This is a genomic window from Puia dinghuensis (assembly GCF_014642875.1).
GTDB lineage: Bacteria > Bacteroidota > Bacteroidia > Chitinophagales > Chitinophagaceae > Puia > Puia dinghuensis.
In genome coordinates, this window is record NZ_BMJC01000001.1 from 307534 (window position 1) to 330598 (window position 23065).

Annotated in this window: 16 protein-coding genes and 1 other RNA gene; 11 read left to right on the forward strand and 6 right to left on the reverse strand. The window is 52.3% G+C overall.

The features are described 5' to 3' along the window. Window positions 1-18: 18 nt before the first annotated feature. On the forward strand, window positions 19-1068 hold the full coding sequence (locus IEY39_RS01055) for a Smr/MutS family protein (RefSeq protein ID WP_188927637.1): 1050 nt from the start codon (window positions 19-21) through the stop codon (window positions 1066-1068). Between the two features lie 17 nt (window positions 1069-1085). On the opposite strand, the gene IEY39_RS01060 is transcribed toward IEY39_RS01055, so the two are convergent. Continuing rightward, window positions 1086-1808, reverse strand: a complete 723-nt coding sequence (locus tag IEY39_RS01060; RefSeq protein WP_188927639.1) for a hypothetical protein — start codon at window positions 1806-1808, stop codon at window positions 1086-1088. Window positions 1809-2022: 214 nt separating this feature from the next. Between IEY39_RS01060 and rnpB the strand changes: the two genes are divergently transcribed. Continuing rightward, window positions 2023-2464: RNase P RNA component class A (gene rnpB / locus IEY39_RS01065), an RNA gene on the forward strand. Window positions 2465-2613: 149 nt separating this feature from the next. Beyond that, the gene (locus IEY39_RS01070; RefSeq protein ID WP_188927641.1) at window positions 2614-5028 is read left to right on the forward strand and encodes an ABC transporter permease; all 2415 of its coding nucleotides are present in this window, start codon (window positions 2614-2616) and stop codon (window positions 5026-5028) included. 4 nt (window positions 5029-5032) lie between these two features. Here IEY39_RS01070 and IEY39_RS01075 read toward each other — a convergent pair whose 3' ends face one another. The 4 genes from IEY39_RS01075 to IEY39_RS01090 are packed head-to-tail and all read right to left on the reverse strand — an operon-like array spanning window position 5033 to window position 7772. Further along, complete coding sequence (locus IEY39_RS01075) at window positions 5033-6025, reverse strand: CPBP family intramembrane glutamic endopeptidase (protein WP_188927643.1); 993 nt, start codon at window positions 6023-6025, stop codon at window positions 5033-5035. Continuing rightward, the gene (gene plsX / locus IEY39_RS01080; protein WP_229688718.1) at window positions 6025-6972 is read right to left on the reverse strand and encodes a phosphate acyltransferase PlsX; all 948 of its coding nucleotides are present in this window, start codon (window positions 6970-6972) and stop codon (window positions 6025-6027) included. Before plsX ends, IEY39_RS01075 begins: the two co-directional genes overlap by 1 nt. 12 nt (window positions 6973-6984) lie before the next feature. After that, complete coding sequence (gene rpmF / locus IEY39_RS01085; RefSeq protein WP_188927645.1) at window positions 6985-7176, reverse strand: 50S ribosomal protein L32; 192 nt, start codon at window positions 7174-7176, stop codon at window positions 6985-6987. Between the two features lie 41 nt (window positions 7177-7217). Beyond that, the gene (locus IEY39_RS01090) at window positions 7218-7772 is read right to left on the reverse strand and encodes a YceD family protein (protein ID WP_188927647.1); all 555 of its coding nucleotides are present in this window, start codon (window positions 7770-7772) and stop codon (window positions 7218-7220) included. A 99-nt stretch (window positions 7773-7871) separates the two neighbouring features. On the opposite strand from IEY39_RS01090, the gene IEY39_RS01095 reads away from it, so the two are divergent. From IEY39_RS01095 to IEY39_RS01130, 8 genes are all read left to right on the forward strand, one after another. Next, the gene (locus IEY39_RS01095) at window positions 7872-9119 is read left to right on the forward strand and encodes a sensor histidine kinase (protein ID WP_188927649.1); all 1248 of its coding nucleotides are present in this window, start codon (window positions 7872-7874) and stop codon (window positions 9117-9119) included. A gap of 9 nt (window positions 9120-9128) precedes the next feature. Then, window positions 9129-9755, forward strand: a complete 627-nt coding sequence (locus IEY39_RS01100; protein WP_188927651.1) for a hypothetical protein — start codon at window positions 9129-9131, stop codon at window positions 9753-9755. A 188-nt stretch (window positions 9756-9943) separates the two neighbouring features. Beyond that, entirely contained in the window at window positions 9944-10684 is a 741-nt protein-coding gene (locus IEY39_RS01105; protein WP_188927653.1) for a hypothetical protein, read from the forward strand. Between the two features lie 36 nt (window positions 10685-10720). Continuing rightward, window positions 10721-12181, forward strand: a complete 1461-nt coding sequence (locus IEY39_RS01110) for a hypothetical protein (RefSeq protein ID WP_188927655.1) — start codon at window positions 10721-10723, stop codon at window positions 12179-12181. 23 nt (window positions 12182-12204) lie between these two features. Further along, window positions 12205-15738 carry a hypothetical protein gene (locus IEY39_RS01115; protein WP_188927657.1) on the forward strand — a complete coding sequence of 1178 codons (3534 nt, stop codon included), beginning with the start codon at window positions 12205-12207 and terminating at the stop codon, window positions 15736-15738. Between the two features lie 15 nt (window positions 15739-15753). Next, window positions 15754-21195, forward strand: coding sequence for a DUF6443 domain-containing protein (locus tag IEY39_RS01120; protein WP_188927659.1), 5442 nt, complete (start codon window positions 15754-15756; stop codon window positions 21193-21195). A gap of 29 nt (window positions 21196-21224) precedes the next feature. Continuing rightward, window positions 21225-21440, forward strand: coding sequence for a hypothetical protein (locus IEY39_RS01125; RefSeq protein ID WP_188927661.1), 216 nt, complete (start codon window positions 21225-21227; stop codon window positions 21438-21440). Further along, a complete protein-coding gene (locus IEY39_RS01130; RefSeq protein WP_188927663.1) occupies window positions 21437-22255 on the forward strand; it encodes a LamG domain-containing protein in 819 nt (272 codons plus the stop codon). The genes IEY39_RS01125 and IEY39_RS01130 overlap by 4 nt, the downstream gene beginning before the upstream one ends. 59 nt (window positions 22256-22314) lie before the next feature. Here IEY39_RS01130 and IEY39_RS01135 read toward each other — a convergent pair whose 3' ends face one another. Then, entirely contained in the window at window positions 22315-23064 is a 750-nt protein-coding gene (locus tag IEY39_RS01135) for a LytR/AlgR family response regulator transcription factor (protein ID WP_188927665.1), read from the reverse strand. Between the last annotated feature and the right edge of the window lies 1 nt (window position 23065).

The window sequence follows — 23065 nt, forward strand, 5'->3', positions numbered from 1 at the left end:
ATTTCGTAACTTTGCCGCATGAAGTTCGAAGTCGGCGACAAGGTCGTCATTCAGCATTCCAATGATGAGGGGGAAGTAGTAGAGATCATCAATGACAAGATGGTCCTGGTCGACGTGCGCGGGGTAAAATTTCCGGCGTATACGGATCAGCTGGATTTCCCTTATTTTAAGCGATTTACCGAAAAAAAGTTGGTTCCGCCCGAGAAGAAGCCCAAAAAATATGTCGATCAGCTGCCGCCCGAGAAGCCCGCGCCCGGTAAGAAGAAGGAGCGGATAGCGCAATTGGCCGAGGGGGTATGGCTGACTTTCCTGCCGGTTTTTGATACCGATGAATTCGGCGACGATGTGGTGGAGAGTCTGAAGATCTATCTTGTCAACAATACCCCGCTTGGGTATGGGTTCTCCTATCACCTCAGCTATTTTGGGGAGCGTGCCTTCGACCTGGACAACCAGCTTCCTGCAGGGGTGGATTTTTACCTGCATGATATTCCTTTTGCCAATCTGAATGACAACCCGGTGTTCAACTGTGAGTATACGCTGCTCGTGCCGGACAAGATGCGGGCGGAGCATTATGAGACCTCACTGAAGCTGCGGGCCAAGCAGGTCTTCAGCCGGATAGAGGAGATCAAGAAGAAGGGGGAAGCGACCTTTTCCTTCAAGCTGTTCGATTCCTATCCCTTCCGCGAGGTGGAAGAGCCGGTGAATCCGCGGGGGCTTTTGTCGGGTTCGGGTTTCCGGATCTATGAGGCGTCACGGGCGCGGCAGCACCTGGAGCCGGCACGGTCTGAACTGGATCTGCATGCGGAGAAGCTTACCGATAAGGCGGCTTCGCTGGATAATTTCGAGATATTGACGCTGCAGCTGCAGACGTTTGAAAAATACTTCGACCTGGCTGTTGCGCATCATCTGCCGTCGATGATCGTCATCCATGGGGTGGGGACGGGGAAGCTTCGCGATGAGATACACGAGGAATTGCGGACGAAGCGGAATGTGAAGTCTTTTGTCAACCGGTATGATCCGCGGTATGGGTATGGGGCGACGGAGATATTCTTCCAATATGGGAAATAATGTGTCAGCCGCCCGAATCATTGTTTTTGCTCCAGCTTGCTCAGCCTTTCTTCAAAGCTTTTGAGCTGTGTTTTGAGCTGCTTATTTTCGGCTTCCGCCTGAATCAGATAAAGGGTTAACTCTTCGATCTTTTGTAATAACAAAGCCTGGTTGCGTCCAAGGTCGATGCCGTTCTTCCTGACCTCATCGGCCGAAGGGATATCCGGCAGATGCCTGTACTGTTGCAGGAAGGCCGACACACTGTCCAACGGGATGAGCCTGTAGGATTTGTCAAACACGAAATCTGACCAGGTGGATTGGTTAACTACTACCTGTCTGGCTCCTAGCGTTCCTTCTACCGCCAATTTATACCCGTTTGTGGTTTTGGTGCCGATGCCGATGTTGCCGCCGGGGAGGATGGTCATATAGGGAGAGGACTGCCAACTGGTGCCATCAAAATACCAAAGCGCCAGCGCATCGTTCTCGTAACTTGGTCTTTTGCTGAATTGAAACGCTTTTTGATTGGACTGGAGCGTGAACTGGGCATAGCCATCGCTTTGCGTCTGGATCTTCTGTTCCGCTACAGTGGTAGTTGAGTAGAGATGCAAAAGGGTGGAAGGGGTAAAGGGACTGCTATTGCTGATGCCGACGAAACCATTGTTGGTATTGTGGATAGTATTTGAAGCATCAGGCGCAGACCATTGGGCGTTTGCAACAAAGCATAGGAGGGGAGCGAAAAGGGCCAGGAAGGTTTTTTTCATTTTATCAGGTTTAGGCGAGAAGGATAGTATTCAGGTTCCAAGGTAAACAGGATTTGGAAGGGAATGGGTAGTGATTTCCTGGGTGTGCAAAATTGCCCTGTTTTCGTGTCGATCGATGAATATCCGTGATGGGCGAATGGCCAAAAAACTGCCCCAAATGACATTTTGAAGTGAGTGGAATGGATGGCGGGTTTTTTTGGGTACCTTCGCAGATGCTACCAACCGGGTCATCGCTCTTCGCTAAAGTGCGGAGGGAGGAAAGTCCGGACAGCACAGGGCAATGCACCGGTTAAGAGCCGGGAGGCGCGAAAGCGCTTACAGATAGTGCCACAGAAAATAACTGCCCGCCCCTTCGGACCGGGTCCGAGGGGCCACGCGTCAGGTATGCGGTGGTCCGAAGGGGCGGGTGAGGATGAAAACGTGGGGTAAGAGCCCACGGCGCCGGTGGGTAACTGCCGGGGCGGGTAAACCTTGCATGCTGAAATGCCACGTATACCGGCGATTGAGGGCGGCTCGCCCGAAGCTTCCGCGAGGGGGCTGCGCCGGAGGGTAGGCAGCTAGATCCCTGTAGTAATACAGGGGCCAGATAAATGATGACCGCTGCGGCGGCGTTAGCCGCCGCGGAACAGGATCCGGCTTACAGGTTGGTAGCTTTCTTTTTGCTTTGTGGCTGCTGCCCGGCAGCGAACAGTTTTCGGTGCGAAAGCGGACAGGGAGGGGCGCGCGGAAAACATTGTGCGTTGATCCTGATTTGTTTATAAAATTGGCATTGTTTTGTGGGCTAGGCGGGAGCAATCTCCTGCCTATGCTCGCCAACTACTACAAGACGGCTGTCCGCAACCTCGCCCGGAGCCGGTTTTATGCCTTTATCAATATTTTCGGACTTTCTGTCGGCATTGCTTTCACACTGCTGATCGCAGCCTATTGCTGGAGCGAAAGCCGGGTGAATCATCAGTTGCGAAATGCCGGCCGGCAGTATATCCTTACCAGTGAGTGGAAGAACCCTGCGATGGGCTACCCGGTGGCTACCCTGGGTCAGCTGGCCAGGGCGTTGAAGGAGAACTATCCCACCCTGGTGGCGAACTATTACCGGTTTGACGGTATTACTGTGGTCGCCTCCTATGGAGACAAACATTTCCGGGAGGGATTGCAAGTGGGGGACAGCACCCTGCTCGCGATGTATGGCTTTTCCCTTTTGCAGGGGGATGCACGCACGGCGTTGAACAACCCTTTCTGCGCCGCGATAACGGATGAGAAGGCGATCAAATTCTTTGGCACGACCGATGCGGTGGGCAAAAACTTAACGATCGATAATTTTGCCGGGCAAAAACAAGATTTCCGCATCACGGCCGTCTTGAAAAAACCGGCGAGGAATTCGGTGACGCAATTGGTCTCCACCTTTGAGAACGGCATTTTTGTACCCGCCTCGAATCTAGGCTATTTTGGCCGTAACATGGACTGGGCTAATGTCTCTATCGCCAACTATGTAGAATTGCAACCGGAGGTGCATCCGGAGTCTCTGCAAGGCCCCATCGAACGGCTGGTGCGGATGAACTGTTCTCCGCAGATCGCGGCCAATCTGCACGTACGGGTGGAACCGCTGACTTCCTTTTATCTTTCTGCCTTCGGGGGCAGCGTACAGAAGATGTTGTATACGCTTTCCTTTATTGCCGTCTTTATTCTGAGTATGGCGATCATCAATTTCATCAACCTCTCGGTGAGCCGGTCGACGGCACGGATGAGGGAGATCGGCATCCGGAAAGTCCTGGGTGGACTGCGGCGGCAATTACGAGTGCAGTTCCTTACCGAATCTATTCTCGTTGCCCTGGCATCCACTGTCATAGCGCTTATCCTGTATATGGTGCTGGCGCCTTTTCTGGCAGGTATTCTTGGGAGCAAGATCCCTGCTTTGTCGGCGATGCCTGCCGCCGGATGGTTGGTGATCGTGCTGTTCGCCCTGGTCACGGGATGGCTGGCGGGGCTTTATCCAGCGGTGCTGTTGTCCTCGCTTTCTTCCGTAGAGGCGTTGAAGGGCAGGGCGGGAGCGGTGCGGGAGAACCTCCGCCTGCGAAAAACGCTGGTCGGTCTTCAGTTCGGGGCGGCGGTAGTGGTCTTTACCGGGGCCCTCATTGTATCCTGGCAGATCGATCTTTTTTTTAGCGACCGGTTGGGTTATAATAAAGAATATATCCTGTCTTCCCAGCTTCCCCGGGACTGGTCGACGCAGGGAGTACAGCGAATGGAGACTATCCGGGCCGTCTTTGCCGGAATGTCGAATGTGAAAGATGCGGCGCTTTCCTATGAGATCCCTAATGGCATGAACGGCGGGAATATCAACGCTTACAGGGAGGGAGGGGACTCCACGAGGCCGGTGGTGGCACAGTCGCTGGTGACGGACGCGCATTATGCTTCTACTTATCAAATACCACTGGCGGCAGGCGTTTTCTTTCATGCGGCCGGGGAAAGCGGCGACAATGATTCGACGCGTCTGGTGCTCAACGAAACGGCTGTAAAGGCTTTGGGGTGGAACACGCCGGTCGAGGCGGTAGGGCAGCGGATGCGCCTGGTGGGTTTTACCGGCAAGGTCTTTACCATCAGCGGCGTGGTGAAGGATTTCCACTTTGATGCGATGGGCGCCCCTATCCAGCCCGAGGTGTTCGGCCCCGTGAGCCTGATGCGGACCTACCGCTATTTTTCCTTCAAATTGAATCCCGGGAATATCCCTGCTTCGATCAGTGCGCTACAGCGGCAATGGGCCAGACTGATGCCGGGGGCGCCTTTCGAATACCGGTTTATGGATGAAAATCTGCAGGCTGTGTATTATACCGAGCTGCGGCTGCGGGAAGCGGCTTCTATGGCAACGGGGGTGGCCTTTGTTATCGTGCTGCTGGGTGTTGTCGGGCTGGTGGCCAATAGCGTGCGGCGGCGGACGAAGGAGATCGCGATAAGGAAGGTGATCGGGGCTTCGGCGCCGGGCATTGTACGGCTTTTTATCCGGGATTATCTGCCGGTGTTGCTGGTGGCGGGTGTCGTGGCTAGTCCTTTCGCGTATTGGATCATGCATCGTTGGCTGGATAATTATGCAACGCGGATCACGATCACGGTGTGGCCGTTTGTGCTGGCGATAGGTTGCCTGGCGGGGGTGATGGTGCTGCTCATCGCGGTGCAGACGATACGGGCGGCGCTGGCTAACCCGGTGAAGGCGTTACGAAGCGAGTGAAGTATTAATGCTGCCAAAGTGATCCGAGCCAGCCGCCGAGTTCCATCAGCCAGGCGAGGCCCAGGTGGACGATGAGGCCGCCGAGGATGGTGCGGGTGCGGGCTGCCAGGACGCCGAGGATGAGACCGCCGAAGAAAGAGGAGATGCATTCGCCGAGGGGTTTCCCAAAGTGAATGGTGCAGTAGAAGGCGGCCATGGGCAGGATCGCCGCCTGGCCGACATAGTTGAAGAAGGCGACGACGAGCAACCCGCGGAAGAAAAGTTCTATGCTCAGGAAGTCGAGGCCATAAGAGAGCTCATATAATAACCGCCAGGGCCACATCGGTCGTGCATAACCGTTGAGAAAGGCCAGGTTCTTTACTTTCGGATAGACCCGGAGGAAGTCGGGCTGGGTCGAGGCCAGGGCGATGAGGGGGATCAACAACAGCAATAATCCAAAATAAGGCAGGGCGTTGAAGTTGCGCCGGGTAAGGCCGACGGCATCGGTGAGGTTGTCGCCCGGCAGGAGACCGGTTTTGCGGCAGAGCTGTAGGAAGCCGAAGAGTAGGAGGAGCTTCAGGGGCAACTGCAGGATGAGCAGGATATAGTGATCCCAGGGGAAGGGAAGGCTGTGCGGCAGGAGGGGCAGCAAATCCCAGTGTACCATTTTTAGTGCAAAGTAGAGGGGGGCCAGGCCAAGCAGGATCAGGAATTTTGGTTGGCCGATGGGGGTACGATTCCATTCCGGGGACGCGACGGAGTCCGGACCGCCCGCGAGGCCGAAGGCTGAAGTGGGCCAACATTGTGCTTGGAGTCCCCAGACGAGGGCCAGGACGGCGCCATAAAAAAGAAAGAAACCGGCGAGGGCCAGATACCAGGGCAGCGCGTGGATGCGGCTTTCGATGCCGATGGTGTAATTGACGGCGACGAGCGAGGCGACAAAAAGGATGGTGATGATAAAGGCGGGGCGGGAGGTACTACGCAGGTAGGCGGTCAGATAGTCGATGAAGGCGCGCATCAGGAAAGAAAACTTTCTTTCATCTTTCCGAGCAGATCGGTCTCGAGCATCTTTTGTGCCAGCTTAACCATGTTGAGGAAGGATTTGCTGCGGGAGATGCCATGACCGATGATGACGGGTTTTGTCACCCCGAGCAGGGGCGTGCCGCCATAGTATTCGGCGTCGAAGCGATCGAAATATTCGCTTTCCGTCTTATGCTGACGGGTGATGTCGAAGAGCGATTCGGCCAGTTTGAGGATGACGTTGCCGGTGAAACCTTCGCAGACCGTGACATCGGCTTTGTCCAGCAGCAGGTCGCGGCCTTCGATGTTGCCGATGAAGTGAATATGGCTGTTCTCTTTCAGGAGGGGATAGGCAGCCTGGGCGAGGATGTTACCTTTGCCTTCCTCTTCTCCGATGTTGAGCAGACCGACACGCGGTTCTCCGATGCCCAGGATATGCTGAGCATACAGGGAGCCAAGGGTGGCGAACTGGTTCAGGTTTTCGGCCTTGCAGTCTGAATTGAGGCCTACGTCCAGCAGCACGCCGGTTTTCCCGTTCTCTTTTGGAATGACGGTAGAAATGGTGGGGCGCTGAATGCCGTCGATGGGTTTCAGGCTATAGAGGGCGCCAACCAGCATGGCTCCGGTGTTGCCGGCGCTGATGAAAGCGTCCATCTTACCGGTGGCCAATAAGTGAAAGCCGATGGCGATGGAAGACTGTTGCTTTTCCTTCAGGGCTTTTGTAGGATGTTCGTGCATCCCGATGACCTGGCTCGAATGTACGACCCGGACCGCTCCCTCGGGAATAGCGTATTCCTGGAGTAAGGGCCGAATTTTGGATTCGTCACCGACCAACCATAGGGTAGCCGGATTCGTAACCTCCTTCAGGTAGAGCTGGACACCTTTTACTGCTTCCAGTGGCGCCAGGTCTCCACCCATCATGTCGAGACCAATGTTCATACTCATTGGTGCTGCGACTTACTTTACAGGAGATGTTTCAGCAACAACTTTGCCCTTGTAGAACAGTTTGCCTTCGCTGACGTGGGCACGATGACGTACGTGCATTTCGCCGGTGGTGCTGTCTTTGCTTAGCGTTACTTTCTCAGCCTTATAATGCGTCCTTCTCTTGGCACCGCGCTGCTGGGAATGTCTGCGTTTCGGATTTGGCATTTTCTGTTTATTTTACAGTAACTAATATAAATTGTTATCGATCAAGCGTTTCCGGGTGGTAAGTCTTTGAATTTCTCCAGACCTTTCCACAATGGATTGCCGGACGCGCTTCTTTCGTGTTCGAGCTTTTTGAGCATTTCCAGCACTTCCTTGTTGCAATGGGGGCCACCCATTTCTTCGGGTTTGCACATCCGTTGCATGGGGATGCTGAGGTTGATAAACTCATAGAGCCAGTCGGACAGGTAGAGGTGGCTTTCTCCCTTGGATATATAATATACATCCGGGTCTTCCTCTTGTACGTTCATGATCTCGGGGTCTTCCACCAATTTCACGAGGATGTTGAACTCGTCCCAGAGATCGAGGGGGAGCTGATTCCCGCAGCGGTCGCAGGCGATCTCGATCTTCCCCGTGATCTCGAATTTCAAAAGCATGAAGCTGTTCTTTTTATCGAGGGTCAGCTTCACCTGGGCATCACAACGGCGGAAGTCCTGCTGCTGGTAGGCCTCAAAGAACTTATCGGTAATCCGATAGCTAAACTCATGAATACCAGCCTTAAGGCCCACAAACGCTATTTCAAATTCCCGGCGGCTGCTCATGAGTGCTTTTTAAAGAGCTTGCAAAGGTAGTGATAAATTATCAGAAAAAGCGGGGTGTGATGATCTTTTTTTCACCGTCAACTACTTAAATTACAACGAATGAGGCTTTTTACCAAATACAACCGTGTGAATCTTGTCGCCAGTATACTGGCGTTGCTGCTGGGGAGTGTCAGCTATTATTTTACCGTTCGATATGTCCTTGTATCAGAACTAGATGATAATCTGCGGACCGAAGAAGCCGAGGTATTGGACCATGTGCGCACCCGGAATGAGCTGCCGGAACCGGCCAGCTACCGGGACCAGCGCGTTCGATTCGAGCCGGCAGAGGAGCCGGTAAAACGAGAATTTACCCATACCCGTCTGCCGCAGCGGCGGGGCCGGTGGGAACCTTTCCGGGAGCTGCGGTTCTCCGTAATGGTGGCCGGCGGGTTGTATACGGTGTATATCGATGAGTCGGAGGAAGAGACGGAGAGTCTGCTGATGCTGATCATGCTGATCACGGCGGGGATGATCGTGTTGTTGCTGACCTTCCTTTTTATGGCCAACCGGCTGCTGCTGCGTCGCATGTGGCAGCCTTTTTACCAGACACTGGGGGGCATCCGGAAATTTAATTTATCGAACCGGGAACCCTTGCCCGTACAGTACACCGATATCGATGAGTTTCGGGATTTGGATGAGGCCATCCGGCAGATGACGAATACCATCATTAAAGATTATGAGATGCTGAAGGGTTTTGCCGATAATGCCTCGCATGAGATGCAGACCCCGCTGGCTGTTATCAATTCGAAGCTTGACCTGCTGATACAGGATACCGCGTTGGGGATCGAGCATCACCGGCCGATTCAGGCGATGTATGATGCCATCGGGCGGCTGCGGCAGCTGAACCAGTCATTGTTGCTGCTGACGAAGATAGAGAACAACCAGTTCGATCAGACGGAGACGGTAGACCTGGCCCCCCTGATAGAAGAGAAATTGCAACAGCTGGAAGACCCGGTGAAAGACCGGCGGCTGACCGTGCACACCGACCTGGACAGGCTGCAACTGCCGATGAATGGTTATCTTGCCGATATCCTGCTGAACAACCTGCTCAGCAATGCCATCCGGCACAACCAGGATGGAGGGCAGGTGGATATCCGGCTGCGGGAGCGCAGTCTGCGGGTGAGCAATTCCGGGGCAGCTCTTGACTTCGATGCGGCGACGATCTTTGACCGGTTTACCAAGGGGGCGCACTCCGGTGGGACGGGACTTGGGCTGGCCATTGTGCGGCAGATTTGTGACAATTATCATTATGGGCTGAACTATTCGTATGCGGATGATGTGCACACGATAGACATAACGTTTAATTAATACATAGCTATGAGAAAACCAGTTCTCCTGTTATTTTGTTGCCTTGCGGGTCTTTGTCTGCATGCCCAGTATTTCGAGGGAAAGGTGATCTACAAGAATACCTTTACGAGCAAGGTGCCCGGGCTTACCGATTCGGCCCTTGGCGCGATGATGGGTAGCGAGGAGAACTATTATATCAAGGGTGGGTTCTATAAGTCGTTCCTTAATGGAGCTGCGATCGCGATGCAGCAGTATGATCACCGGACGAACCGGATGTATTTTATGAAACCGGATATCGATACCCTGTATTGGGTGGATGCGGGCAAGAGCCAGGATAAGGTTCTGTCGTATGAGACGAGAGAAGATGCGGAGGTGATCCTGGGGAAAAGCTGTGATGCGCTGGTCGTTCAGACGGCGGCGGGAACTACGATCTTTTATTACAGCCCCCGGTACAAATTAGATGCTGCGCTATTTTCCCGGCATACTTATGGGGGATGGGCGTTTTTTCTCGGCAAGACCGGGTGTCTGCCGTTGAAGACGGTTATCGACAATGACCGGATCCACATCGAGAGTGTGGCGACGGAAGCGCTGGAACTGGAGTTAAAGGACAACTTCTTCGAGGTTTCGCCGCTGCTGCCGTTGGTGAAGGCGAAATAGGAGATGGGCCATCCTTCCACCTGACGGAAATGCGAACCGACTTTTCATTTATTCAACTATTGATGCAATTATTCGGGAAATGCTGCAATTGGTAAATCAGCTCTGCCAGAGTCGGATATTCGCTTAGTTTTACGCCATCCGATCCCGATCAATCCCGATAATCATTCCTTTCACCAATTCCCAAATCCATGCAGCCAAGACTATCCAGGGCAGCCACCCTGCTATGCATTCTCGTGACTCAAACTCTTCATGCCCAGTGGCAGACCAGCGGTTCGAACATCTATTACAATAACGGAGATGTCGGCATCGGAACTACCAATTTCTCTCATAAGCTGGAGATACTGACTACGGCCGACAATGATGGAATACGGTTGTCCACAGGGACGGGCGTTGTGATGCTCCATACTAATTCCCTTGTATTGGGGGGATACAATAATATTACTGCCGCTGGTGATGGCGGCATCGTGTATGGATCGACAACGCCTCAGACTACGAACAATGGTTTTGTCATTACGCCCTGGTCTCCCGGCATTACGGGTATCCGATTGGACCAGAACGGGAATGTGGGCATCGCCACAAGAAATACTTTCGGGTACCAGTTGGCTGTCAACGGCTCGGCCATATTCACCAAGATCGTGGTAAAACCATATGCGAACTGGCCGGACTACGTATTTCAAAAAAATTATCATCTCCCGTCCCTGAATAGCGTTGCGGCCTTCATCCGGACTAACCATCATTTACCCGGTGTGCCTTCCGCCGACAGTGTGACCCAATCGGGCATCGATGTCGGACAAAACCAGGCTCTCCTGCTGAAAAAAATAGAGGAGCTTACCCTGTATGTGATCCGCCTGGACAAGGAAAATCAAAGGCTGCGGCGGAAGATCGATCGCCTAAGCACGGCTGTACCTGGGAATGTCCGGAAAAAATAATATTCAGCACAAAATTACCTATTAAACCGGATCATTATGCGGAAGCTTGTTTCCCTTCTCACTGTCTTCCTGGTGATGCAGACGGCACAATGCCAATGGGCCAATAAAGGGCCGCAGCCAGGCGACACGGTAAGCAACCTGCCGCCTGGTCTCTCTGCCCGGTTCTTGCGGCATGTCAGGGATAAGACGGCGGGACTCGACCGGCAACTGATGCGGGAGACGGAGAAATATCTCCGCGAAATGGAAGGAAGTGAAGTCGGGTTAAAAAAGAAAGTGTCGAGGATGGATGCCGATGCTGCTGACAGGATATTTGGCGACATCAGGGAAAGGTATCGACAATTGTCGGCAAGACTTCAGGCATCGGGCACTGCGGGTGATGGTCCCTCCCTGGGAGGGTATGTTCCATCATTGGATTCTCTGCAGAACGCCCTCTTATTCTTCCGGCAGAACAAGGACCGGTGGGCGGAGGGTTCGGGGCTTGCAAACGAAGACCTGTCAGCCGCCCTTGAGAAAGCCAGGATATTGCAGGGAAGGATCGGAGCGGCAGACCAATTCAAGAGTGTGTTAGATCAAAGAAGACAGTTTCTTGAACAGAAGTTGCAAAGCTTTGGCATGGCTAAGCAATTGAGAGGGATGACGAAAAAAATCTATTATTATAAACAACAGCTAGCCGATTTCAGAGAATCGTTGAAGGACGCTTCAGTGCTACAGCAAAAAGCCATGATGCTGTTGTCACGGCTGCCAACCTACCAACAGTTCATGCGACAACATTCTTTCCTCACTTCGCTTTTTGGGCAGCCGGAGCGTTACAACTTAACCGATTCCGCCTTGAAGGGCCTCCAAACGAGAGCCGCAGTGCAGGAGATGATCAAGGGTAAGATGGCCGCCGGCGGCGAGAATGCAGGACTGCAGGTGTCGCAGCAGATGAGCGAGGCAGTGGGACAGCTAAGCCAACTGGGGGTGTCACTGGCAAAACAAAGAGAAAAGGGTCTACCGGATGATCCGGATTTCAGGCCGAACACGCAGAAGACCCGCCCATTTCGAAAGCGCCTCGCGTTCGGGGCAGACGTACAATTCCAGAGTAGCAACAACTTTCTTCCGTCTATGGCCGACCTGGCTGTCTCCCTTGGCTACAGGTTGAATGATAACGGCACCCTCGGACTGGGGCTTTCTTATAAGGCCGGTCTGGGCAATGGGATAAGAGATGTCCGAATTTCCGGGCAAGGCGCCGGGTTCAGGAGTTACCTCGATTGGAAGTGGAAGAAAAACTTCTATTTCTCGGGCGGATATGAAAGCAACTACCTACCTCAATTGCAAACCATCGGCCAATTAAAAAGCCTTTCGTCGTGGCGGCAAAGCGGGTTGATCGGGCTGAGCCGCAGATACCGGGTCTCTTCCCGGGTGGAAGGCAAGCTCCAATTGTTGTTCGACTTTTTGAGTTATTACCAGAAACCCCGCTCTCAGCCCCTTTTATTTCGGGTAGGGTGGGCATTTTAAGCAAAGAAACTTTATACCATCATATGAAGGCAGTGATTCTTTTCTTGGCCATTATTGTTCTTATATGCCCTGGATCTTCCTTTTCGCAGGTGAATCTGCAGACAGGAGCCGCACAGGTGAGCATCCCGCTCTACTCCTATTCCGACCCTGGCAACCGGCTGGGACTTACTTCTTCCTTAGCCTATGTTGACGGCAATGGCATGAAGGTTTCCGAGATGGCTTCGCAGGTCGGTACGGGCTGGCAACTGGACTGCGGCGGGACGATCACCCGGGTCCAGCACGGTGAGCCGGATGACCAGAAGCAGAAGGGGTACTATAATTATAATACGGACTATCTGGACTATATGTTAAGTTACTATCCCAACGGCTATATGTATTCCGAATACAGCCCTTCGGATAATATTGATGACGGCGGCGGCTATTCTACTTATAAGCAATACCTTCCGTACATTATTACAGGCACGGGAAATGTCACCAAATCCACCTATAGGATGCCACCCCAATACCTGGCCGACAGAGAACAAGACGTGTTTGCCTTTACTTTCAATGGGCGGAGTGGCGAATTTATTATCGGTAGGAACAAGCAAGTAAGGATCCTTAGCGATTCCAAATTGCAGGTAAGCTTTGTCGAGTCCGACATGAGCAGCAGCAATATCCGGACCACCATTTCTTCGTTTACGATCACGGATGAAGCCGGGATCCAATATGTTTACAGGGACCTGGAGCTTGGATACGTCTGCACTTACAATGATATCAGGGTATATAATAACAGCACCGGCGCCTTTGACCCCACCTCCTATTACACCCCTCCCACGTATGGTTCGTGCACCAGTTGTCCGAATCAATATATCGAAGTGGTGAAAGGCAGGCCTGAAAACCAATTTGTTGTCAATAAATGGTACCTGTCACAAATTATTAATCCGTTGACTGGCAAAAGCATCGGATTCAACTATGACACCTACGAGGTGGATGTGGATGGTGAAAAAACCCTTGACTATTCAGTAGCCAATGGTTATGGCAGCATGGCCGTTCTCTGGCAAAAGCACAAGGCCAAAGCCCGGAGATTACTAAGCGTCAACCTTTCCACGGTCGAAACATTAAATTTTCAGTATTCCACAGGCAGCCGGGTAGATATTTCCAACGAGAAATACCTGAGCCAGGTGCAAGTGGTCTATAATGGCAACCCCCTTTATTCATGGAACTTCGGATATGGTTACTTTGTCGGCATCGATCCTGGCATCAAGGGGGTGAATGATGCTTTTACGGCCCAGGAGCAGCAATGGTCGAGATTGTGTCTGCAATCGCTGCAAAAGACGGGTAGTAATGGTATATCTGAACCAGCGTATGCTTTCCAGTACAATCTGGGGAATTATCAAAGCCTGGACCGTATCCCGCCCATGTTCAGCATCTATCAGGACCATTTCGGGTATTACAATGCCGCAGTAGCCACTTACGGTGACTTCGAACCCGGACCCGCTACTTTCTACAACAGGACCTGGCTCGTCACTTACCTGCAGAATCAGGCCACCTTCAAAGTGCCATCTTCCACAACGGCCAAAAATGGGATCCTTAGCTCGATCACCTATCCCATGGGTGGTGCCCTATCTTTCAGTTACGAGCCTAACTATGCGCTGGTAAACGGACAGGCCGTACAAATGGGCGGGGTCAGGGTTAACTCGACCACGCAGTACGATGGTATCGACCATAAAAATGACATCATTAAGCAATACAATTACGTCAACGCGGATGGTTCGTGCTCCGGTTGGGGAAATGAATCGTTCACGTATGCTTTTAGCAAGGCATTGCGGGCATGGAATTGCGGTGGTGACCTTACGCCGGCTTTTTCTATAGCCGAATTTGCCAAGAGCTATGCCGTGAATTCCGCCAAATATGAACTGGGGCTGACTACAACACCAGCCCTTGACGCCACGCTGGCTCAGTCCTTTGGAACTATCGCTGTCACTATGGTAGTCAGTATACTGGTCGAACTGCTCCAGCCGGACTACCAAGATTTTACCATACAGGAATATCGCAGCGCCAGTCATGCTGCACATAATCCGCTTCCCATGGGATACAAGCGGGTAGAGGTGGTCAACCTGCTTTCGACGGATAATATCGGCAAATCGATCTATGATCTGACCGGCCCGGATGACCATGCTTTTGAGGTCCCGGCGCTTTCCCTGCCCTATTCGGATAAACAGCGCTGTCCTTCCTGGGTTTATGGCCTGCCCAAGGCCATCACTGTACAGGATAAATTGAAGAACACGGTCAAGCAGACTGTGAATCATTATAACTTTATTGTCAATACCCTTGCCGACAATAATTTTCTGTCGAAGTCCTGGACGGCTGTCAAAAATGAGTACGCCTGTAGCTTTACCGAAACAACGGCGGATAATTCCTATATCAGCCAGGAGACGTACTATCCCCTCACCGGACACACCGAATTAACGAGCACCGATGAATATACGTTCAACAGCGCCGGGCAATCCACGGTAGTTACTACCAATTTTGAATACGATGCCAATTACCAGCTGAAGCACAAATATGCAACCAATTCAAAAGGGGAAAAGGTAGAAACCTTTTATTATCACCCATATGACTATACGGCTGCGCATGGGGCGATAGGTACCATGAATGCCCCGGGTGTCAATATCATCAGCCCGGTGGTGTCCGCAGAAACGTATATCAACAAGAGCGATGGGAATTCTTACCTTGTTAGTGGGACGGCCACCGATTTCGATGTGTATAACGGGGACGTAAAACCAAAGACAAGCTATGCTTTCCAGGGCGTTCAGCCGGTGTTAGGCAGTTCGCTGGCCCCCTTCAACACTTCGAGTGCTGTGCGGGACCAGTCGTGGTTCAAGCAAATAAGTACTTTCGGCTATGACAACTTTGGCAACCTGGCCCAGATGGTTACGGGGGGGAATAAAATAGTAAGTACGATCTATGATTACAACGGCAAACTGCCCGTTGCAACCGCGGTGAATGCGGCCTACAATGATATCGACTATTCTTCTTTCGAGGCCGATGGCGGTAAACCAGGATCCTGGGTCAATGCTGCCGCTATTGTTTCGTCTGATGCCCGAACAGGGAACAATTCCTTTAACCTTAGTGATCCTTCCAACGCCATCAACGGCTATTTCGGTTTTAGTGGACTGAACAGCAGCCTTACCTACGTCGTTTCCTATTGGTCGAAGAACGGCAGCGCCTGTATCAGCGGTTCTCTGGCGGGTCAATCCACGGTATCTACCTGTCAGGGCAGCAGTGGTTGGCGACAGGGGTCCACCGTCAATGGCTGGACCTATTACGAGGTGCAGGTAAGTAATCTCGATAAGATAAGTGTATCCGGTACGGGCTTGCTGGATGAGTTCAGGGTCTACCCGGTGGGGGCCCAGATGACGACCACCACGTATTCGCCCCTGGTGGGTAAGACGTCCGAATGCGATGTGTCAGGAAGGGTCACGTATTATTGGTATGATGAACTGGGCAGGCTGATCAAGGTAAGTGACGATCAGCGTAACGTGATACGCACTTACGAATATAATTATAAGCAATAAACAATAACGCATTACATGCAGCCCTTACTTGTGCGACTACTACATTTGGGAATCTGCTGTCTTCTGGGTATTCCCGTCTATTCCCAGTATGCTCAGCTCAGCGGGCCGAACCACGTACAGCCGGGGGAGACGGATTACTATACGATCGTGAGCTGGCCGCAGCCGGTAGATCCGTCTTCCAATATCATCTGGCAGATCACCGGAGGCACTGTGCTGTATTCCGACCAGTATTCGTGCCAGGTGCAGTGGGGGAGTGCCCCAATGATCGGACAGGTTTATGTATATGAAGATCTCGGCGGGCAGCAAGGTTTTCTGTCTGTCCAGATCGGTGACCCCCAGGTGACTGTTTCGCCTGCCATCCAGCAGGTAGATTATGGCGGCTCAGCCCAAACCCTGACTGGGGGAGTCTCCACCTTGGATGCCATCACATCCACACAATGGCAGGGATCATCCGATGGGGTCAACTGGAGCGTAATCTCTTCGGCATCTGGTAACACCTATACACCGCCTGCCACACAGGCCGGCTATTACCGGTTTTTGGCTGTCGTCAATGGAAATACGTATTATTCCAATGCAGCCAACGTCAGTATCACTCCGCTGACGCCCGGGACGATCAGCCTGGGGCAGCAACCCACCTATAACAGCGTGCCGACAGTAACCAATACGCCTGCGTCAGGCGGGATGTGCTACGCATCCGATCGCGTATATACCTGGGAGGCTTCCGTCGATGGGCAGCCCTGGACGGTGATTGGCACGGGCGTCAATTATCCTTCGGCGGCCCTGATAACGGGGAAGACCTATATACACAGAAAAGTCTCCTGCGGCGGCACGACGCTGGTATCCAATACGCTGTATATTGTGCCAACGTACACGTCAGTGGATTATGAGAACCTGAATTATGTGCGGACGATCGATGTACATGTTACGGGCATCAGCACCTGGTACCAGGCCGATCAATTGGCCATGACCAGCAAATACCAATCTACGACCTACCTGGATGGGTTGGGTCGAAGCATCCAGAAGGTAGATAAGGCGGCGAGTTATTCGGGCGGGGCCTGGGTCGACCTGGTACAGCCGATCGTGTATGACGCCGCGGGGAGAACGACGCAGAAATACCTGCCTTATCCGACAGCAGACAATCCAGGCAAGTACAAATCGGCCAATGTGTTTACAGAGCAGGCTAGTTTCGTCACCGGCAAGTTCGGAGAACCTTCGGGGGCGCCCACTTATGCCCAGATACAATACGACAATAGTCCGCTGAACAGGGTGATGGAAATGTTCGCCTCCGGACAGAGCTGGGGCGGCAGCGGGGTAGGGCAGTCGATGGCCTATGATTTTAATACTGCAGCTGAGAATGTTCGCATCTGGCAGCTTGGTTATTCCGCTTCGACCATTCCTACAACAACCGGATCCTACGCAACCGGAAGCTTGTATAAGTCGATTGCCACGGACGAAAAGAACCACCAGGTGATCACTTACACAGATTTCTCGGGCAATCAGGTGCTGAAGAAAGTGCAGGAACTGGAGTCGGGTAGTGGGCTGACCGGCCAGCATGCCGGCTGGGAGTGTACCTATTATGTATACGACGATCTGAACCAATTGCGCTTCACCATAACCCCCAAAGTAGTAACGTACCTGGATAACAATGGCTGGAGCCTCACGCAGCAGCTGGTAAACGACCTCTGCTATGTCTATGGCTATGATACCAAAGGAAGGACCATCAGCAAGAAGCAACCGGGCATCGGGGAGACGGACTATGTATACGACCAGCGAAACCGGCCGGTCTTTGTGCAGGACGCTAACGGCCTTGCCAATTCGCAATGGCAGGTTTCCCAGTATGACCCGTTGGACAGAGTCATATCCACCGGAATGTTGAACCTGAGCATCAGCCAGGCATCCCTTCAGACCAATGTCGACGCGAATACGGGTCAGATAAACGTTATCAGCGGTGCGCAGTCGCTGTCAGACCCGGTGTTCTACACCCGACAGACGGGCGTTGCCAGCTATGTGGGTTCGCACAGTGTTACTTTTGACGCCCTCACCAATACTTCCTTCGTGTCGGAGGATGGAGCCTCTTTTGTCGGCTATGTAGACCCCAACCTGGTCAATATTGTAAGCGAGGTGGTGGCTGTTGCCGACAACCCTATCCCTTCCTCCGGCACATATATTCCTCTCACCTATGCGTATTATGACGACTATTCCCAGTCTACCCGGAACTATACTACTGCAGACAATAGCTTGTTTGATCCTTCAACCAACCAGCAGGCGCTGCCGTTGCCGGCCCAGGCCAGTCTCCGGACGCGGGGGCTGGTCACCTGCAGCAAGGTAAAGGTGATTACGAATCCCGCCGATCTCACGCAGGGCTCCTGGCAGGAGGCCGATACCTATTACGATGAGTTCGGCCGGGTGATCCAGGTGCAGAACACCAATGCGTTGGGTGGCACCGACATCACGACCAGCCGGTATGACTTCCAGGGAAAGCTATGGGGTTCCTGCGTGAAGCACATGGCTGGGGCGTCTACCCAATTTACGGTTGTCTCGAAAAATTCCTATGACCAGCAGGGGAGGCTCACTGATCTGGCTAAGAATTTCAACAACACTTTTTTCAAACCGCTGGTAAACTATACCTATGATGAATATGGGAAAATGGTAAAGAAGCGGCTGGCACCCGGTTATACACCGCCCAATACTTCGAAGACGGAGATGGAGAGCCTGCAATACGATTACAATATACAAGGCTGGCTTATAGGGATCAACAAGAATTACGCCTTGAGCACCAATACCTATGACCAGTGGAACCAGTACTTTGGCCTTTATCTGGGATACGATAACCGGGATAACCAGTTTGCCGCCGTCCGGCTGGACGGAAAGATCACCGGCGCGATCTGGAAATCGCAGGGCGACAATTCGATGCGGAAATATGATAATACGTACGATGCTGCGGGCAGGTTCACTTCGGCGCTTTATAACCAGCGTAAGACGCCTGCTGACAGTTGGTCGAATGCCACGGTGGACCTTTCGGAATATGTGACGTATGCCGATGGCAACGGCAACATTGGCACTATGAAGCATATGGGCATCGTGCCGGGGGTCACTTCCGGTATCGTGGTCGACGATCTGCTTTACAATTATGGAACATCCACAAATCCGAATACCAACCAACTGAGCCGGGTGGACGAACGGGCAAATTTTGCGGGTAATGGCCAGTTGTATGATTTTGCCAACGGCAGTAATGCCGCCGGGACAAACGACTATCAATATGACCCGAACGGCAATCTGCTCCAGGATCTGAATAAAGGCGTAACGGACGGCGGCAACGGTGGGGTAGTGTACAATTATCTGAATAAACCGGTGAAGATTACTATCGCGGGCAAGAGCATCATCCAATACACCTATGATGCCACGGGCATCAAGCTGAGTAAGACGGTGACGAACATTGCGGTGACCCCCAATACTTCGACCACTACGACATACGCCGATGAATTCGTGTATCAAGACAATAGCCTGCAATTCGTGCTGTTTGAAGAAGGGAGGCTCAAGCTCATCACACCGGTGAATACACCTCAGGCGGTGTTAAATGCCGGCACGGCCGGGACCAATTTTTCTTCTACTTCGCAGGGGGTATTCGAATATTTCGTTAAAGATCAGTTGAGCAACACCCGGATGGTGCTGACAGAGGAAGCGCAGCGGGAAGTGTATACGGCAACGATGGAATTGAGCAGCACTTCCGACCCCAACCTGGGTACAGACGAAGCAAAGCTGTTTGGGAAAGTGGATCCCAATACCGGCGCCCCGGCGCCGGACAACGAGCTGGTTAACAGCAGGACTGACAGGCCCTCTACCTGGTCGGGAAATACCTCCGCTAAAGTGGCCCTCCTTACGGCGACCGGGCAGAAGGTTGGCCCTAACCTGATCCTGAAAGTATCGGCGGGTGATATAATCAGCGCTCAGTCCAGTTATTTCTATCTTACCAATGACCCTACGGGCTCTTCCACGGGCGTGTCGGACGTGCTCACTTCCCTGCTGGGCGCGTTGCTGGGCAACAAGGCATCTGCCCTGACGAAAATGAACAGCAGCCTGATCAACACCAATCTGAGCGCCAGCGGCAGCGATTTCAGTAATTTTATTACCAACCAGTCGAATACCGGATCTGCGAATGCCCCTAATGCTTTCCTGAGTGTGGCTTTCTTCGACGAGCAGTTCAATTTCATCCCATATGATCTCAATGCTGCTGCGGTGGGTAGCAATTCCCTGCGGGTGTCCAGCGCCAATAATCAGAATGCCAGCCTTGTCCTCCAGCAAAAAGCGCCGAAGAACGGCTGGGTCTTTGTTTACCTGAGCAATGAGAGCAACCAGAACGTCTATTTCGACAATTTCACAGTGACGGACGACCATGGGGCGATCTCCGAGGAGACACATTATTATGCATTCGGGCAGAAGATTGCCGGACTCTGTACGTCGGCTTTTAAGAAGCTGCCGAATAAATTCCACTACCAGGGCGACTATAGTGAAGAGGAAGAGAATACCTTGTGGAATGAGTTCGATCTGCGGATGTATGATCCCCAGATCGGGAGGTGGACGGGTGCAGACCCGTATGATGAGTTTGCGAGTCCGTATGTGGGGATGGGGAATGATCCGGTGAATACGGTGGATGAGAACGGTGGGGATGTAGATCCGAGCGGATTTTTGGGCGCCGGCCTGGGAGCATTGGGTGGGGCGACTTTCATGTACTTTGTGGCAAGAAACAACCATTTGAATTGGTGGGAGACAACCGGAGCGATCATTGGCGGGGCCCTTGGCGGAAGCGGGCTGGGATATGGGCTAGGGGAAGCGTTGTTTGTGAGTCCGCGGGAGGGTGGAGGCCATTTCGGGGCACAGGTACGGGCTTTTTATAAGTCACTATTCACCGGTGATGAGGCATCTGTCGACGCCGGTTATACTGCGGTCTTGCGTACGAGAAATGGGACTAAGATTTACGCGGATATCTGGGGTCAGTTAAAGGATTTCATGCCTAAATTGGAATGGGAGACATTTACGAGGACCCTCATCGATTTTGACTCAGAAGATCCAGCTACGAGAACAGTAACGACAGCGATTGTTAAGGGGATAACCGTAAACAGAACGACTTGGAAGATACCGGATTACCCGGCTAGCCAAAGACAATATCTGGAGACACATGCCGATAGGATACAAAGAATACTTACAAGTAGAGTCTCTGGGCTGGGAAATGACGCGGTTTTTGATAGAAACGGCAATCCTTGGCCGGATATTGGTCCTAACCTCTTTCCCGTTTGGCCTGGCAATACGATCAATTTTGATAAGAGTGCCCGAGGCGATAGAGATCCAAGCTTTCATTATACGCAAAAGGTCACCTACAAGCGAAGGGTTTTGCAGCTTTTCAGAGAAAAAGGCGCTGATAAGATTGTCCTGTCAAAATGGAAACTCGCCCGACAATAAAGACGCGAGTAAACCTTGCAGGCGGATTGATGGTGAGGAGAAAGCCTGTTAGCCGGCTGTATTTCAAGAACCCGGACGTCGACACGGTCTATTGGGTCGATGCGGGCAAGAGCCAGGATAAGGAGCTTTCGTATCAGACAAGAGAGGATGCGGAGGTGAATATTCGCTTAGTTTTACGCTTTCCGAACCTGATCAATCCCGATAATCATTCCTTTTCCTTTGTAACATTAAATAAAATCATATGATAAACCGCCTCATTGGCTCTATCGGACTCCTGGTACTTCTATTCTTGTTTTCTGTGCCTTTTTCCAGATGTACGAGGAGCAAAACGATCATCACCGACACCGTTGCTCTTAACAATGACACCGATGTTAACCTATCCAAAGGGCTTTTAGTTTACTATGCATTCAATAATAGTCTTGCGGATTCCAGCGGCAATGGACATAATGGAACGGGTGGTGGAAATCTCCGATTTACATCGGATAGGAACAACAATGCCAATGGCGCAGTCTCATTTGATGGCAGCAGCTCGTATATTATGCTGAAAGATTCCGGCAGCCTGTCTCCCGGCTCTTTGACGGTAGCGGTTCAGTTCTACACCGATACTGCTGTGCATGAAAGCCTGTTCGGCAAGTGCGATTTCTCCACAGCCAACAGCATAGTATGGGGCGCAACCATTTTTGGCGAAGACCCGTATCCCAACTCGGTCAGCTTCGGCGTTCAGGGCCCCAGCGTAGCGTGCGGACAGTATGATCCGTTTAGCCACTCGGATCTGGTCTATTCAATCGTACAGATCCAGCCTAAGAAATGGTACCAGGTGACTCTTGTATTCGATGGCGGAGTAGAAAAAATATACCTTAACGGCGTATTGAGGAATGCTATTACCAAAAGCTTTACCACCGCAAAACAATGTACGGATGCGTCGATGATACTTGGTGCATTTTGGCGAAGCAATCCTTACTTTTTCCATGGGAAAATGGACGAATTCAGGTTTTACAACAGGGCTTTGAATGAAGAGGAAATAGCTCAACTGAGCCTGGGATTCGATGCAGTAAATTGATTTCCGTCGTGGAACTGATGGATGGATGGGAAAGGGCAGCCGGTGCGGCGCGGGCGGCCTCACAGCTGGAATTTCTCCAGGAATTCGCCCTTGCGGCGCTGCGAGATCTCCAGTTCGGTGCCGTCGGTGAGCACTACGTATCCGCCTTTGCCTTTGATGTAGGTCTTGATCCAGCGCATGTTGATAATGGCGCTGTGGTGGATGCGGAAGAAATTGTTGTGGCTGAGCATTTCCTCATAGGCGCCGAGATTGCGGGTGGACATGATCCGGGATTTGTCGATGAGATAGAAGGTGGTGTAATGGCCGTCCGACTTGCACCATAGGATGTCCTTCATGTCGATGAAATCGCAACCGTTGATGGTTGGGATGCCTATCTTCTGATCCTGGCTGTTCTGCTGACCCTGGTTGCGCAGCAGTGCTTCTACCGCTTTATAATGCACCTTTTCTTCCACCCTTTTCCGGACCCGCGCCACCGCGTCCTTGAATGGCTGAATGCCCAACGGCTTCAAAAGATAATCGACGGCTGCATGCTGGAAGGCATCGATGGCATAATCGTCATACGCCGTAATGCAGATGAGTTCGAAATTCCCCTGGGGCACCCTTTTCAGTACGTCAAAACCCAGACCGTCCGCAATGCAGATATCCAGGAAAACAAGGTGCGGCGCTGTAGAGAGAATAAGCCCGACGGCATCATCGATGTGCCCGGCCGTGCCGCAAACCTGCAGGTCCGGGGCCAGCCGATCGATGAAATCTTTCAAAACACAGAGACTTTTTTCTTCATCCTCGATAATAACGGTGTTAATAGGCATG

What these genes read in the sequence shown, in the direction of transcription:
- IEY39_RS01055 (WP_188927637.1), top strand. Translation starts at nt 19, where the DNA reads ATGAAGTTCGAAGTCGGCGACAAGGTCGTCATTCAGCATTCCAATGAT.
- IEY39_RS01060 (WP_188927639.1), bottom strand. Translation starts at nt 1,808, where the DNA reads ATGAAAAAAACCTTCCTGGCCCTTTTCGCTCCCCTCCTATGCTTTGTT.
- IEY39_RS01070 (WP_188927641.1), top strand. Translation starts at nt 2,614, where the DNA reads ATGCTCGCCAACTACTACAAGACGGCTGTCCGCAACCTCGCCCGGAGC.
- IEY39_RS01075 (WP_188927643.1), bottom strand. Translation starts at nt 6,025, where the DNA reads ATGCGCGCCTTCATCGACTATCTGACCGCCTACCTGCGTAGTACCTCC.
- plsX (WP_229688718.1), bottom strand. Translation starts at nt 6,972, where the DNA reads ATGAGTATGAACATTGGTCTCGACATGATGGGTGGAGACCTGGCGCCA.
- rpmF (WP_188927645.1), bottom strand. Translation starts at nt 7,176, where the DNA reads ATGCCAAATCCGAAACGCAGACATTCCCAGCAGCGCGGTGCCAAGAGA.
- IEY39_RS01090 (WP_188927647.1), bottom strand. Translation starts at nt 7,772, where the DNA reads ATGAGCAGCCGCCGGGAATTTGAAATAGCGTTTGTGGGCCTTAAGGCT.
- IEY39_RS01095 (WP_188927649.1), top strand. Translation starts at nt 7,872, where the DNA reads ATGAGGCTTTTTACCAAATACAACCGTGTGAATCTTGTCGCCAGTATA.
- IEY39_RS01100 (WP_188927651.1), top strand. Translation starts at nt 9,129, where the DNA reads ATGAGAAAACCAGTTCTCCTGTTATTTTGTTGCCTTGCGGGTCTTTGT.
- IEY39_RS01105 (WP_188927653.1), top strand. Translation starts at nt 9,944, where the DNA reads ATGCAGCCAAGACTATCCAGGGCAGCCACCCTGCTATGCATTCTCGTG.
- IEY39_RS01110 (WP_188927655.1), top strand. Translation starts at nt 10,721, where the DNA reads ATGCGGAAGCTTGTTTCCCTTCTCACTGTCTTCCTGGTGATGCAGACG.
- IEY39_RS01115 (WP_188927657.1), top strand. Translation starts at nt 12,205, where the DNA reads ATGAAGGCAGTGATTCTTTTCTTGGCCATTATTGTTCTTATATGCCCT.
- IEY39_RS01120 (WP_188927659.1), top strand. Translation starts at nt 15,754, where the DNA reads ATGCAGCCCTTACTTGTGCGACTACTACATTTGGGAATCTGCTGTCTT.
- IEY39_RS01125 (WP_188927661.1), top strand. Translation starts at nt 21,225, where the DNA reads ATGGTGAGGAGAAAGCCTGTTAGCCGGCTGTATTTCAAGAACCCGGAC.
- IEY39_RS01130 (WP_188927663.1), top strand. Translation starts at nt 21,437, where the DNA reads ATGATAAACCGCCTCATTGGCTCTATCGGACTCCTGGTACTTCTATTC.
- IEY39_RS01135 (WP_188927665.1), bottom strand. Translation starts at nt 23,064, where the DNA reads ATGCCTATTAACACCGTTATTATCGAGGATGAAGAAAAAAGTCTCTGT.